The 13,853-nt window shown below is 53.2% G+C and carries 15 protein-coding genes; 12 read left to right on the top strand and 3 right to left on the bottom strand.

All coding sequences use genetic code 11. The annotated features are described in order from the left end of the window. Window positions 1-37: 37 nt before the first annotated feature. Window positions 38-541 (bottom strand): CYTH domain-containing protein, encoded by a 504-nt coding sequence (locus ACP5D4_RS11230; RefSeq protein ID WP_428011718.1) that lies wholly within the window; start codon window positions 539-541, stop codon window positions 38-40. Window positions 542-792: 251 nt separating this feature from the next. On the opposite strand from ACP5D4_RS11230, the gene ACP5D4_RS11225 reads away from it, so the two are divergent. The 10 genes from ACP5D4_RS11225 (at window position 793) to ACP5D4_RS11180 (ending at window position 9,360) form a co-directional block, all read left to right on the top strand. After that, a complete protein-coding gene (locus tag ACP5D4_RS11225; protein ID WP_428011717.1) occupies window positions 793-1,656 on the top strand; it encodes a shikimate dehydrogenase in 864 nt (287 codons plus the stop codon). 540 nt (window positions 1,657-2,196) lie between these two features. Further along, window positions 2,197-2,844: a hypothetical protein gene (locus tag ACP5D4_RS11220; RefSeq protein ID WP_428011716.1), complete on the top strand. Its 648-nt coding sequence runs from the start codon at window positions 2,197-2,199 to the stop codon at window positions 2,842-2,844. Between the two features lie 16 nt (window positions 2,845-2,860). Then, window positions 2,861-3,790, top strand: coding sequence for a DUF1822 family protein (locus ACP5D4_RS11215; RefSeq protein WP_428011715.1), 930 nt, complete (start codon window positions 2,861-2,863; stop codon window positions 3,788-3,790). Between the two features lie 64 nt (window positions 3,791-3,854). Next, entirely contained in the window at window positions 3,855-5,687 is a 1,833-nt protein-coding gene (locus ACP5D4_RS11210) for a CHAT domain-containing tetratricopeptide repeat protein (RefSeq protein WP_428011714.1), read from the top strand. Continuing rightward, window positions 5,627-6,385: a hypothetical protein gene (locus ACP5D4_RS11205; RefSeq protein WP_428011713.1), complete on the top strand. Its 759-nt coding sequence runs from the start codon at window positions 5,627-5,629 to the stop codon at window positions 6,383-6,385. Before ACP5D4_RS11210 ends, ACP5D4_RS11205 begins: the two co-directional genes overlap by 61 nt. Window positions 6,386-6,597: 212 nt before the next feature. After that, a complete protein-coding gene (locus tag ACP5D4_RS11200; RefSeq protein ID WP_428011712.1) occupies window positions 6,598-7,161 on the top strand; it encodes a sigma-70 family RNA polymerase sigma factor in 564 nt (187 codons plus the stop codon). Continuing rightward, complete coding sequence (locus ACP5D4_RS11195; protein ID WP_428011711.1) at window positions 7,158-7,508, top strand: hypothetical protein; 351 nt, start codon at window positions 7,158-7,160, stop codon at window positions 7,506-7,508. Before ACP5D4_RS11200 ends, ACP5D4_RS11195 begins: the two co-directional genes overlap by 4 nt. A gap of 46 nt (window positions 7,509-7,554) precedes the next feature. Then, complete coding sequence (locus tag ACP5D4_RS11190; RefSeq protein ID WP_428011710.1) at window positions 7,555-8,169, top strand: Spy/CpxP family protein refolding chaperone; 615 nt, start codon at window positions 7,555-7,557, stop codon at window positions 8,167-8,169. Between the two features lie 167 nt (window positions 8,170-8,336). Then, on the top strand, window positions 8,337-8,966 hold the full coding sequence (lepB, locus tag ACP5D4_RS11185; protein ID WP_428011709.1) for a signal peptidase I: 630 nt from the start codon (window positions 8,337-8,339) through the stop codon (window positions 8,964-8,966). Between the two features lie 61 nt (window positions 8,967-9,027). Continuing rightward, entirely contained in the window at window positions 9,028-9,360 is a 333-nt protein-coding gene (locus ACP5D4_RS11180) for a DUF6335 family protein (RefSeq protein WP_428011708.1), read from the top strand. Between the two features lie 39 nt (window positions 9,361-9,399). Here the strand turns inward: ACP5D4_RS11180 and ACP5D4_RS11175 are convergent, their stop codons facing one another. Together ACP5D4_RS11175 and ACP5D4_RS11170 are read right to left on the bottom strand one after the other, a co-directional pair. Continuing rightward, the gene (locus ACP5D4_RS11175) at window positions 9,400-9,648 is read right to left on the bottom strand and encodes a hypothetical protein (RefSeq protein ID WP_428011707.1); all 249 of its coding nucleotides are present in this window, start codon (window positions 9,646-9,648) and stop codon (window positions 9,400-9,402) included. A gap of 51 nt (window positions 9,649-9,699) precedes the next feature. Further along, window positions 9,700-10,725 (bottom strand): ABC transporter permease, encoded by a 1,026-nt coding sequence (locus tag ACP5D4_RS11170; RefSeq protein ID WP_428011706.1) that lies wholly within the window; start codon window positions 10,723-10,725, stop codon window positions 9,700-9,702. Between the two features lie 342 nt (window positions 10,726-11,067). Here ACP5D4_RS11170 and ACP5D4_RS11165 point away from each other — a divergent pair, with 342 nt between their 5' ends. Together ACP5D4_RS11165 and ACP5D4_RS11160 are read left to right on the top strand one after the other, a co-directional pair. Further along, window positions 11,068-12,942, top strand: a complete 1,875-nt coding sequence (locus tag ACP5D4_RS11165) for a PAS domain S-box protein (RefSeq protein ID WP_428011705.1) — start codon at window positions 11,068-11,070, stop codon at window positions 12,940-12,942. Between the two features lie 27 nt (window positions 12,943-12,969). Further along, window positions 12,970-13,853: RNA-guided endonuclease InsQ/TnpB family protein (locus ACP5D4_RS11160; RefSeq protein WP_428011704.1), on the top strand; the 884-nt coding region annotated here is incomplete at its 3' end.

The following is a 13,853-nucleotide window of genomic DNA, read 5'->3' as shown; positions in this document are numbered from 1 at the left end:
ATCTGTTAATAGCCAAAATTGACTTAAGATTGCCCTATCAAATCTCAGACCATTTAGAATAGGGAAACTTGACCAAATTAGCGTTGTAATATCTCGGGTCGTAAGACACCTCTTCCCCAATCCAATCGGGAAGATCGATCGCTTGATTTTCGTCCGTCACTTCCACTTCCGCCACAATTAAGCCTTGGTTTTCCCCTAAAAACTCGTCGATTTCCCATAATAGCGAACCAATAACGATGGGGTAGCGAATTTTTTCCAGAATCGGCGGTTCGCACAAGTTGTCTAACATTTCTCGAGCGTCCGAGAGCGGAATGGGGTATTCGTATTCCAAGCGAGAGACCCCCACTGTCGCCCCCTTCACGGTCATATAACCTTGTTCCCCAGCGATCCGAACGCGCACCGCCAAACCCTTTTGATTGACCAAATATCCTTGACGGTATGGCGTTCCTCGACCGAGCGATCGCCATCCATCATGTTTGACTAAAAACTTACGTTCGATTTCTGTGGCCATAGATGTGGGATAAATGTCGTTGTGGGTCATATGTGGGTCGATCGCACCTGCGATCGACCTTGAGATCGAGCCTGCGATCGAATCTATTGTGCCAAATCTCCTTCCATCGACGATGGCAATTTCCAGAAATTTTAACGCCTTCGGGAGTATCGAAACCGGACGACAACGATCTAGAGTCAGTGTACCCGTTCGAGATGGACTCTTCGAGGCGATCGTGATTCTGTTTCGTCTCGAGAGTCTCCTGTCCCTCGAACAGCCCTTTTTTGACGAGATCGAACTCAATGATTACAGGAAAAACCAAACTACTCGGGGTCATTGGATACCCCATCGAACACACCCTCTCGCCGACGATGCACAACGCCGCCATCGCTCAGATGGGGTTAGACTACGTTTACCTTCCGCTTCCCGTTCCTCCCGAGCGTCTCGACGCCGCTTTAGAAGGGTTCGCCGCCATCGGCGTCGTGGGATTTAGCGTCACCATTCCCCACAAACAGGCGATTTTGCCGTTTTTATCGGAGATTACGCCAGAAGCGCAGGCCGTCGGCGCCGTTAACACCGTTTGGAAAACCGAGGCCGGTTGGAAAGGGACGAATACCGACGTGGCGGGATTTATCGCGCCGTTACGAGCTTACGACAACTGGGGCGATCGCGCTGCTGTCGTCTTGGGAAACGGCGGTGCAGCCCGAGCGGTAGTGGCTGGGTTAGCGCAACTCGGCTCTCCGGAAATTCACGTCGTCGGGCGCACGCCGGAGAAATTAGACGCCTTCGCTGGGAGTTGGAAAAACTCACCCTTGGACGTGCAGTTAAACACTCACGATTGGGACGAACTGCCTAATTTGATGGCTGATGCGAAGTTGTTAGTTAATACAACTCCGGTGGGAATGTCGCCCCAGGTCGATCGATCCCCCGTGGAACCGGAACTGTTTGACAAGCTCCCCCCCAACAGCATCGCTTACGACTTGATTTATACGCCCAATCCTACCCAATTTCTTAAGTTTGCTTGGGAACGGGGTGCAACGGCTATTGATGGGTTAGAAATGTTAGTTCGTCAAGGGGCGATCGCCTTAGAAATTTGGACAGGACAAGAAGTTCCCGTAGACGTGATGCGCCAGCGTCTCAAACAGCATCTTGGACTCGATCGCTAACTCGATCGCTAATTTTTTGCCCCAGTCGATCGAGACGTACCTTGAGTGCGTCTCGATCCCAGAGAGGGACTGAAGATCGAACCTTCTTGGATTGCACCTATCACCACGCCGGAAATATCAACGGCGATCCGCCTCTAATCGACCATCCAGATTGGTATTACGATTAATGGCGCTGTTTGGCTGTGAGCCTCGAGTGAGAGGCTCTAACCCCAGCTTTTTGGGTAGAAAACTTTCGAGTTCAGGTAGCCATTTAGCGATCTGAGATTTTGGGTCCAACCCTTGAATAGGGCGATATCTTTTCTGCGATATCTTTTCTAATAAGGGTTTCAGGACTTTTCTGCACGACCAAGTCTCCTCACCTCATCATCACCTCATCACCTCATCACCTCATCTTCAATTCCTTTCCTGTAATGTAAATTTTTGTAAACATCCGGGGCGATCGCCGTAAAAATCGCGTTTTTGTGGCGAGAGATAAGTGGAAGCTCCCAAAAATTCGTCACGGCGAATCGGAGCGGCCAGGTATCGATCGATGCAATCTTTATGGACGACGAGCAGTTGCGAAAATTGGCCATCGCCGCACAAGACAATCCCCCAGATAGCAAAGCGAGGCGTATCATCTTGACTCAACTGGTGGAGGGCATCATCAAATCGGGACGAATTGCCTATCCCAAAGCACCGGGAATGTCACCCGGGAGATATCGAGACTATCGCGCTGAAGCGTTACAAAACCTCTTTGTTTTTGTCTGTCAAAATATCGATCGATACGATCGAAATAGAGGATCGGTGATGTCTTGGGTCAACGTCCTTCTCGAACGGCGTTTTTTTCGAGAGGTGGCACGAGTCAAAACCGACCCGATTGAGGATAACGTTCCGAAATCGAACACCGACGATTTGATGTCTGTGACAGATCCTGAAGAGATTGCCCAGGAATCCGTACCGCTTTTGTCCGATTGCGTTCGTCGCTGTCTCGAGGAAGACCTAGATGGCCAGTTCAGTCAAAAATCTATCCGTCGGTATCCCCACGCCACTTTTCAAAATATTGCCTTGCGTCGTCTCGATGGCTATCAATGGCAAGAAATTTCAGAAGAGTTAGGGGTGAAGGTTTCGACGTTAGGGGATTTTTATCAACGCTGTCTGAAAACATTTGGCGAACAAATTAAAGCCTGCGTTCAAAATTTAGAGTATTAATGGAAAGGAAATGATTATGGCACCCATGACCGCTCATCTCACCTTTACTGTCCCACTGACAGACCGAGACCGACAGGTTGCCGATCGCCTGCGCCGTCAATATAGCAACCCGGAGAAGGCCAGCCAGATTTACCGACAGGTGTTGGCGCTGTACGCAGTCAATTTGTACTGTCAGTGTATGGGTATCGAGACTGAAGTCCAGTCAAGCCAAATTTGGGACGCTTGGTTAAGACCGTTGTGCGAGAGTACGGATCTTCCGGTGAGAGGCTTGGGAAAGCTCGAATGCTGTCCGGTATCGGAAAACGGCGATTCAGTCTTGGTCTCTCCCGAAACTTGGAGCGATCGCCTCGGCTACGTGGCCGTTCGCTTCAGTTCCACTTACGACGAAGCGCAACTCGTCGGTTTCCGCGAAAGCGTGTCCGAAGAAATCGTTCCCATCGAGGCGTGGCACTCCCTCGAATGCCTCCTCGATCGCTTTGAAGCGACGGATACCGTGGTTCGCGAACCCCTGGCCTCTTCCGTCATCCATCTCGATCGCTGGTTGCAAAACTGTTTCGAGAGCGGTTGGGACGCGATCGAATCGGCGTTCACCCCTCGGTCTCTGGGGTTGGCCTTTCGCAAAGTGACAGACAATCGTTGGGTCGAACGAGTTAAAACCATCGATATCTCTCGCAATGGCGAAACGGTCATCTTGCTGTTGGGATTGTCGCCGACGAGTACGGCGGAAATCGATGTTTGGGTTCACCTGGCCGCGCGAGAACCCGGTCGCGAACTGCCCCATAATTTACAAGTCGAAATTCTCGACGAGAACGATAGCGTCGTCATGCAAGCCTGTGCGCGAGGGACGCAAACGTTACAGTTAGATTTCAGTATCGAGCCAGGTGAAATATTTAAGGTTAGAGTAGAACTAGAAGATTTTACGATGGTAGAAACCTTCGCTATCTAATAACTCTGAGATCGATGGGTTCTCCAGGGGGGCGTTTACTACATCGAACTCAGCCTTTTCTGCCATGAGCCAACTCGTCGTACTGAAATTTACGGGCGATCTCGCGCGATCGGGCTTTCACGTTTCCTTAGAGGTCGGATCGGACAACCAACGCCCCATTTGGGAAACGACTGGTTTTTTACCGCCGAACACGCAACTCGCTCAATGCCTTCAACACCACTGGAGCGAGATCTATCGACAGGTGGGATCGCCTTGGAACCGTCCGGTGTGGGAGGGAACTCGAGGCTCGCGCATTCGTCCGAAACGGATTACCTATGACGGCGCGATCGAACGTCTCCAAGCTTGCCAACGCTCGGCCAAACTTGTCGAAACGCAATTTCAAGGGTGGCTGAGTTCTGCCTCGTTTCGCGAGGTGGAACTGCGCCTGCGGGAAGCTCTCAATCTCGAGGACGAAATTCGCGTTCTGGTTCGCAGCGACTCTCTAGAGGTGCGCAAGTTGCCCTGGCATTTGTGGGATTTCGTGCGTCGCTATCCTAACGCGGAAGTGTCTTTGAGTCCGGTGGCGGTGGCGAGTCGGAATTTAGTGACGCCTCACTCCCCCTCGTCGGCGGTGAAGATTTTGGCGATTTTAGGTCACGGGGAGGGAATCGATCTCGATGGCGATCGCCAGTTTCTCGAACGGCTCGACGGCGCAGACACCACCTTTCTCGTGGAACCTCGCCGCCAAGAGATTCACGATCGCCTCTGGGATCGCCCCTGGGATATTATCTTTTTCGCCGGTCACAGCGAAACGGAAGGGGAAAGGGGCAAAATTTACATCAACCCCGAGGAAAGCCTCAGTCTCGACGATCTCTGGTACGGGTTGCGAAGAGCGGTCGATCGCGGCTTGAAACTGGCGATTTTTAACTCTTGCGACGGTCTGGGGTTAGCTTGCGGCTTGGATGACTGCCATATTCCCCAAATGGTCGTGATGCGAGAACTCGTCCCCGATCGCGTGGCGCAAGCGTTTTTAAAATATTTCCTCGAAGCCTTTTCTCAAGGGAAATCTCTGTATTGTGCGGTACGGACGGCGCGGGAACGGTTGCAAGCCCTCGAAAACTGTTTTCCCTGCGCCAGTTGGCTACCTGCTATCGTGCAAAATCCCCACGCCGTCCCCCCTCGCTGGACGGATTTGTGCGATCGCCCCTCTCCCCTGACTCCGCCTCCGACACCGCCGCCTAAACCAATATTGCAGGGATTCGGACCGCTGCTGGGACTGTCGGCGGTGGCGATGATGCTGTACTGTATCCTCGCGCCGCCGTTCGCTAACTGGCTCAACGGGTTGGGAGAATCGGCCTTAGGCCGGGATTGGCAAGTGGCAAAACGCTATTTTGAATGGTCGCTCCGGGTTTATCCTTACTCAGATGCCGCTTTGAGCAATTTGGGTTTTATGGCCGAGGATATGCAGGATATTGACTTGGCTCGCTATTACTATCGCCGCGCCATGGGGTTGGGAAACGCCGCCGCTTGCAACAATTTGGCTTATCTCGATTTGTCCGACGAACAGCCGGAAAAGGCGGCGAAGTTACTCAAACACTGTTGGCGCATGGTCGATTCCGACAATTCGATCCATCAATATAGTATTTTGAAAAATCAAGGTCGCGCTCAATTTGAGTTGGGACGGTACGACGCGGCGATGGAGTATTTAACGGAGGCGGTGGGTGTGCGTCCCGATGAAGGGATTGCCGATTGTTGGTTGGCGTGGGTGTTGGAGTTACAAAATCGCGAAGAGGATGCGATCGCGTCGTGGTCGGCGTGTTTTTCAAACGTTAGGGTCTACTACTACGAAGAAGAGCAATGGAAACGAAAAGCCGAAAGGCGACTTCGGGAGGCGGGCTTGGTGCCGTCTTCGTTTTAGGGGTGCTGTTAGGGTTCGCTGTCGGTGGGGTGCGATCGCCAGGGGATACCGCCGTGGCTCGAGAGGAAACGCCACGAGAAGAACGACCGCGATGTAACGGTGGCTGTACGCGCAATCCTCCTCGTAGTGCTGACGTTCCTTATATTTGGTCGCCCCACGCCTCTCGCGTCTACAGCGATCGCCCGGTGTTGCGTTGGTTCGCTGTAGATGGCGCGACGACGTATCGGGTGCGCGTGGCGGGGGCGGGAGTCCAGTGGGAAACTCAGGTATGCGAACCGAGCGTGGTTTACGATGGCGCACCGCTGCAACCGGGACAAATGTATTGGGTTTCGGTGGATGCGAACAACGGGAAGGCGGAATCGGAAACGGTGTTTGCGGCGCTGACGGATGCGGAATCTCAGGCGGTTCGACAACGACTCGCCGCTCTCGATACCCGCGATCCGGATGCGAAAGCGATCGCTCAGGCGCGAATTTTTCAAGAGGCTGGGGCGATCGCCGATACGATCGAAGTTTTAGAACGGCGAATCGCCGAGAATTCGAGGAATTTAGACCTTCACTGTCTGCTGCTCTCGATTTACCAGCAGCATTATTCGACCTTGGAATTGGGCGATTTTCTCGATCGCCTCGAAACCCGCATTGACGACCTCGGCGGGACTTGCTCCCCTCGATCGCGATCGAGTCGTACAGAAAGCTTTTGACTCAAATTTATTGACAAAATCACAAAAATATGGTATATGGTTATCGATATTAAAGGGGAGCAAGCCCACCAAACAGAACTGAAAGCTTCGTTGCCAAGGGAGTCGATCGATTTGAACCTTTTCCGTCGCACCCCGGTCTAAACCCACAGAACGCTCGATTTTCCCGGTTCCCCAAACCGAAATCGGAGTCCCGTTACCCCGTAACAACCGCGATGGTGCAACCCGTTCCCTTGCCGGAGAAAGACCTATCGGACGGCGATTTGGTGCGTCAGTGCCAACGCGGAAACCCTAACCGTTTCCGCCTCCTGTACCGACGCCACCAACACAAGGTGCGATCGACCCTCTTTCAGCTTTGCGGGGCGTCGTCCCTCGACGATCTAGTTCAAGAAACCTTTCTCCGAGCTTGGAAAGGACTTCCCAAACTGCGATCGCCCGAGTATTTCAATACCTGGCTGTATCGCATCGCCTGGAACGTGGCATCGGACAAACGGCGGGAGTACGCCAAAACGGCCGATCTCCAATCGAAACTCAACCCCGATCCCCCATCTCCGGCGCCGGATTTAATGAACTTGCACTATCGCGATCTCGTCCAGCGGGGACTCGAGGAACTCAGTTTCGAGCATCGTAGCGTCCTGGTACTGCACGATCTCGAAGACTTGCCTCAAAAACAAGTCGCTCAAGTGTTGGGAATTCCCGTAGGAACGGTTAAATCTAGACTGTTCCACGCTCGAGCCAGTATGCGACAGTATCTCGAACAACAGGGGGTGACGCTGTGAAACCCACATCAGAGAAATCTATACCCGACGGCGATCGAAAACTGGTCGAATTTCTCAAACAACACCAGGCGATCGCGCCGCCAGAACCTCCCGACCTCGAAGATCGCATCCTGGCCGCCCTCCCCCCCCGTCCCTCGCGGCGTTGGCGTCGTCGTTGGATTGCCCCCGTCGCCGTCGCCGCGTCCCTCACCCTCGCCTGGGTGGGAAGTCGCAGTTTCACCTCGAACCAGCCCCGCGAGGAAGAACTCGTTCAACTCGAAGCGTTCGTCCAACAAAGCTGGTACTGTTCCGTCGAACGTTGCGAAGAAGAGATTTGGGATACCGAACTCTGGGACGCAAACGACTAAGCGATCGCTGCTCCACTTTCTAACCATCAATTCGGAGATTTTCATCATGGTTCGTTCGTCTGAATTTTGCCGTCGTCGCAACCGTCACGGCCGCAACCACACTCGTTTTACAGGTTCTATGACATCCATGAAATCCCTCTCTCTCTTTCTCCTGAGTCTGATGGCGTTTTTTGCCATCGCACCCTACAACGCCTTTGCTGAAGACTTCAGCATTCCGGCCGAAATAGCACAGCGAGGCCCCGGTCGCGGTCCCGGCGGCGGACAAATGCGCTGGCTCGACCAATTAGACTTGACCTCAGAGCAACTCGAAGAAATTCAAGGGATTCGCGATCGCTACCAACCGCAATTCGACGCCCAACGAGAAGAAATTCAAGCCCAACGCCAACGGATGCAGGATCTCATGGGCAGCAACGCTTCCGAAAGCGAAATCCGCCAACAACATAGTCAAATGCGTCAGTTACATCAAGAAATGGGCGACTTGCACTTCGATTCGATGATGGAAATTCGCAACGTTCTGACGGAAGAACAACGCCAGCAAATGGCTCAATGGATGGAACAGCGTCACGAAGAAGGCTTCGGCCCCGGACAAGGGCGCGGACCCGGACGGGGACAAGGGCGCGGTCAAGGGCGCGGACAAGGACGCGGACCCGGGAATTGGTAAAAGCGGTTCGTGTCTTTCAGGGAGGAGTGGAGAGGAAAGAGGGAGATCCCTGACTCCTAAGCGATCGCCCCACAGCTCCCCCTGCTCCTCCCTTAAAACCCTAGCCTTTGCCTCCTTCTCTGTAAAAGCGGTAAACTATTCTGTTGCCTATGGTTTGAAGCGATAGCATGACCTCGAAGGAAAACGACACCGCCACCACCTCGAAATGGGGGCAGTTTTGGCGAGACCACGGCGAAAATATTCGGATTTTGGGAATCGCGTTAGTGTTGGCCTGGCTGCTGCGAACCTTTATCGCCGAACCTCGCTATATTCCCTCCGCCTCGATGGTACCGACTTTGGAACAGGGCGATCGCCTGATCGTCGAAAAGCTGTCCTACTATTTCAATCCACCGCAACCGGGCGATATCCTGGTGTTCAGTCCACCGCCACAACTGCAACGCCAGGGGTTTCGTCCCGACCAAGCCTTTATTAAACGAGTCATCGCGCAACCGGGTTCGACGGTTCGCGTGTCTCAGGGAACGGTGTACGTGGACGGCCGACCTTTACAGGAAGATTACATCGCAGAAGCCCCGAAATACGATTGGGGGCCGGCGACGGTTCCGCCCAACAGTTTGTTCGTGATGGGGGACAATCGCAACAACAGTAACGATTCCCATGTTTGGGGCTTTTTACCGGAGGAAAACGCCATTGGTCGCGCTTGGTTCCGGTTTTGGCCGGTGTCTCGTTTGGGAAGTGTCGTGGAGTTCGATCGATCCCCTAATGCTGTCATCGCTCTCGATAAATCCCCCGAAGGATAGACGCTGACAGTTCTCCGGCCGCGTTAGTCTCGCAGTAGAGTCGCAAGCTGGAGGACTGTCTATGAACGCCCCCCATACTCCCCAAACTCCCGATGCAACGACGCCTCCCGTGCGAAAGGTCGAAGACGCCATTAGCGATACGAAGCCGATGGTCGATCGCCAAGGGGTTGACGATATGGCGACGGAAGCCGGGGCGGAACTCGCACCGGAAGAACCGCTACATCTCAAGGACAAATTGGAGGAACGGGACGAGGAACGCTGGCAACTCGACGCGGATTCGGCGCAACTCGGCGGAAGCGACCCCAACGCCGAGACGGAACCCGCCTACCGACGGGAGGATCTCGACGAACTCCCCGAGTACGTTTTGCCGAAAAACCAAAATAAATCTAACTAAACAAGTTCGGTGTTTTAGTTATTTAATTGGTAACATAAGTTATGTTTTTGGTTCGGAATTCAACCGTTTGCGAATCTGACCGACGATACCCGTAAGAATCGCGCCCCCCATCAGCAAACCGATTGCGGGGGTAAACAGCGGTTCCCAAAGGCTGTACCACAAATCTAACCCGAGGTCGATTCCCGAAGCGCGGCCGACCACTGCAACAGCCAGCCACGCCAAGCTAAACAAGACGAAAAAGAAATCGACCACTAACACCCAATTGAGCCACTGAACCACTTTATCCATGCGATCGCTCCGTAAATTTCAGATGATCCCATCATCTCATCATCCCATCTCTCAATACCGGACTCGAGGATCGACCCAAGCATTGAGAATATCAATACAAATACTAACGCCAACGACGATGGCCGCAAAAAAGACCACGATTCCCTGAACGGTGGGATAGTCTCGCGCCGAAATCGCTTCGTAAAGGCGACTGGCTAATCCCGGCCAGGAAAAGGTCACTTCCGTGAGAATCGCGCCCCCCAGTAAGGCGGCGAAGGTCAGTCCGAATACGGAAATCGTGGGAATGAGGGCGTTTTTCAAGGCGTGGGCGACTAAAATTCGCCCTTCTGGAATTCCCCGCGCTCGCGCGGCTTCGACGTAATCGCTTTTAAGGGTTTGTTTGAGGTTGACGCGCACGACGCGCTCGAAAATACCGCTGAGCAAAATTCCCAGGGTCAAACAGGGAAGCGCCAAATGATGTAAGGCGGCGAAAAACTGTTGCGGGGAACCCGCCAAGAGACTATCGACTAAGTACAATCCCGTAATGCTTTCTGGGGCGGGAACGCCCAGGGGAAACCGGGTTCCTAGGGGAAACCAACCCAACTGTACGGCGAAAATCAGTTGCAGCAGCATCCCCATCCAAAACATGGGAACGGAGTAGGTCAGAATTCCAAAGAGTCGTCCGCCTACGTCCCAGGGGGTATTAGGACGCGAGGCGGAGAGCATCCCCACCCCAACCCCCACCACCGCCGCCACGAGGATGCTTCCAATGGCGAGTTCGACGGTGGCGCCGAAGAAGTCGCCGATGATGTTCCAGACGGTTTGACCGCGACTGGTGGCGGATTCTCCGAGGTCGAATTGCAGCAGTTGGAAGAGGTAACGACTGTACTGTTGGGGAAGCGACCCGGCTAAGCCCAATTGTTCGCGAAGTTCGGCTTTGAAGGCTTCTGGGGCGCGCGGTCCGAGAATGGCGTCGACGGGGTCGCCGGGGGTCGCTCGTAAGAGTAAAAAGACGACGGTGGCGATCGTCCACAACATTAACGGGGCGAGAAGCAAGCGGATGAGAACGTAACTTTGGAGGGCGCGGGAACGGGACATAAGGGAGGGTTCAAAAAGGGACTGTTTTCAAGAGGAAAGATGCCTCCGTATTTTCGCGGAAGTTGGTGGCTTTTGCTAGACCCCCAATTCCGATCGAGCCAGAGGTCAAAGTGTTTGTTATCCTACAGTGGAAGAGCGCAAAAAATAGTAATAAAGGCTTGTAGAAATTAACGGTTTTTCTAAAACGGTTTTTAACACGAACGATCTGGAGATGGGCAAACGGAGTCTGTGGGATTCCGATAGAATTTTGAGGGAAGCGCCGTCACCGCCGACCGTGCGAATCGATCGATCGCTTGTCCTCAAGGCCACTCCTGTAGCGGTTCGACAGCCTCCACGGTTCTTATGACGGAAAGTTCTCTCGACTCACAACACTCTAACGTTGCAGCCATTGATATCGATCGCCTGCTCGAACGCATGACAGAAGCGGTTTGGTCGATCGATCTCTCGAGCCGGACGTTACAATCTCTCAATCGAGCGGGAGAACGGTTGTACGGACGCTCGATCGAGCAGTTTCAGCAAAATCCGAGTCTGTGGTTCGAGGCGATTCACCCCGACGATCGCGACCGTGTCTTGAAACTGTGGTTCGATCGTCGAGACACCGAAACCGTCCTTGAATACCGCCTGGTTCGCCCCGACGGAGAAGAACGGCGAGTTCGCAGTCAACTGTGGAAAGTGAGCGATCGCGGGAACCTCCGCCTCGACGGCCTCACGACCGACTTAACAGAATACCGCCAAACGCAGCAAAAGAAGCTGCAATTCGAGAAACTGGCGGCCAACCTTCCCGGTATTATCTATCAATACGTTCTCCATGCAGACGGTTCTTACGAATTTTCCTATATCAGTCCCGGCGCTCGCCAACTTTACGAAGTCGATCCCCAGGACATCCAACAGGACGCCGATACCATTTGGCGGTTGATTTACGCCGAGGACTTACCGGAATTTAACGCCTCCGTGGAACGCTCGGCGCAAACCCTGAGTACTTGGACCCACGAATGGCGCAACTACACCGCCACGGGAACCCTCAAATGGGTTGCGGGAATCGCCCAACCGGAACGCCAGGATAACGGTGATATCGTCTGGGACGGGATTTTACTGGATATCACCGAACGCAAACGCGCCGAAGCGGAGCGCGATCGCTTTTTTACCTCCGCCCTCGACTTGATTTGTATTATTGGGTTCGACGGTTATTTCAAACGGCTCAATCCCGCTTGGGAAAAAACATTAGGCTACTCTCTCGAGGAACTGAAAGCCATTCCCTACATTCACTTCGTTCATCCCGACGATCGCGATCGAACCCGCATCGAAGCCGACCGAATCGCCAACGGTAACGATACCATCTGGTTTGAAAACCGCTGTCTGACCAAAGACGGCAACTATCGCTGGTTAGCCTGGACGACGACCTCGTTCCCCGACGACAATACCTTTTACGCCATCGCTCGCGACATCACCGATCGCAAACTCGAGGAACTGGAACGGGAACGCCTCGCCGCCATTATCGACACCACCACCGACTACATCGGTACGGCGGATCTCAGCGGGAATCTCTTGTATCTCAACCGAGGCGGACGCCAACTGATGGGTTTAACAGACGAGGAAGATATCGAGGGATTCCACATCCGCCAGTTTCATCCCCCCGACGTGACCGAATACTTGCTCTCTGAAGCCATTCCCACCGCCTTGGAACGGGGAACCTGGCAGGGAGAAACGCGGGTTCTCAGCAGCGACGGCCGGGAAATTCCCGTGTCTCAAGTGGTCATCGCCCATAGCGTAGCCAACAGTTCTGAATGTTATCTGTCATCGATTTTGCGGGATATGTCCGATGAAAAAGCTGCCGAGAAGCGCCTGCGCCATCAAGAACAGTTTTTACGGACGATTTACGACAACGTGGGCAGTCTCGTGTTCGTTATCGATGTCTGCCAAGACGGACAGTTTCGTTTCGTGGGTTGGAACGCCATGACCGAGCGGGGGTCGGGGCTGAAGTCCGCCGAGGCGGCGGGGAAAACGCCTGTGGAGGTGTTTGGGGAAGAAATCGGCGGTTCGATGAACCGACATTATCTCGATTGCGTGTTGCGCGGCGCTCCCATTACTTATGAAGAATGTCTGCCCCTCGAAGGGGGGGATCTGTGGTTTCAAACCATCTTGACCGGAACACCGACAAGCCCCGTCCTTCCAGGGCGGGGTGAGAGATGTTGCGGCTTCAGCCTAGCTGTGGTATAATGATACTAATACGGTGGGTATAAAGTCGTGTTTGTCCTCGAATACAAAGTTAAGCCCAAGACTCACCAAGTCCAAGCCATCGACGAGGCAATTCGGACGACTCAGTTCGTCCGCAATAAAGTCTTGCGTTACTGGATGGACAATCGGGGTGTGGGTAAGGCTGAGTTATTTCGGTACAACACACGACTGAGAAAAGAGTTTAAGTTTGTTGATGAACTCAACTCTCATGCTTGCCAGACGGCGGTGGAGCGAACTCTGAGAGCTATTACTCGTTTTTACGAAAACTGTAAGAACCAAGTCAAAGGAAAGAAAGGCTATCCTCAATTCAAAAGGAATACCCGTTCAGTCGAGTATAAAGTTTCGGGTTGGAAACTTTCAGAAGACAGAAAGCACATTGTCTTCACCGATAAGAAGGGTATCGGACATTTGCGTTTAATTGGTTCGAGAGATTTAAATTATTACCACCCCGAGCAGATTAAGCGAGTCAGGATTCTCAAAAGAGCCGATGGATATTACGTTCAGTTTTGTATCAAGCTCGATCCGAGACTGACGGTGTCCAAACCTTTAACCCCTTCTCAAAAAGCGGTAGGGATTGATGTGGGCTTGAAGTATTTCTTGGCAGACAGTCAAGGAAATATCGAGCCAATTCCTCAATTTTATCGGAAAGCTGAAAAGCGACTCAATCGGCTCAACCGCCAAAAATCTAAAAAGTTCCGTAAAGGAAAACCCCAGTCTCGTAACTATCGAAAAGCTAGACAGCGATATGCTCGTCAACATTTGAGAGTAAGTCGGCAGCGAGAAGAGTTTGTCAAGAGAGTGGCACTCCGCATCCCCCCTTCGCCCCCCTTTCAAAGGGGGGTTGGGGGGGATTTGGTGGCCTACGAAGACTTGAATGTTGCAGGGCTAGTCAA

Origin of the sequence: Baaleninema sp. (genome assembly GCF_049974805.1) — a bacterium.
Lineage (GTDB): Bacteria > Cyanobacteriota > Cyanobacteriia > Cyanobacteriales > Geitlerinemataceae > Baaleninema.
Note: the sequence above shows the minus strand (reverse complement) of the source record. Positions and strands in the feature narration are given on the sequence as shown.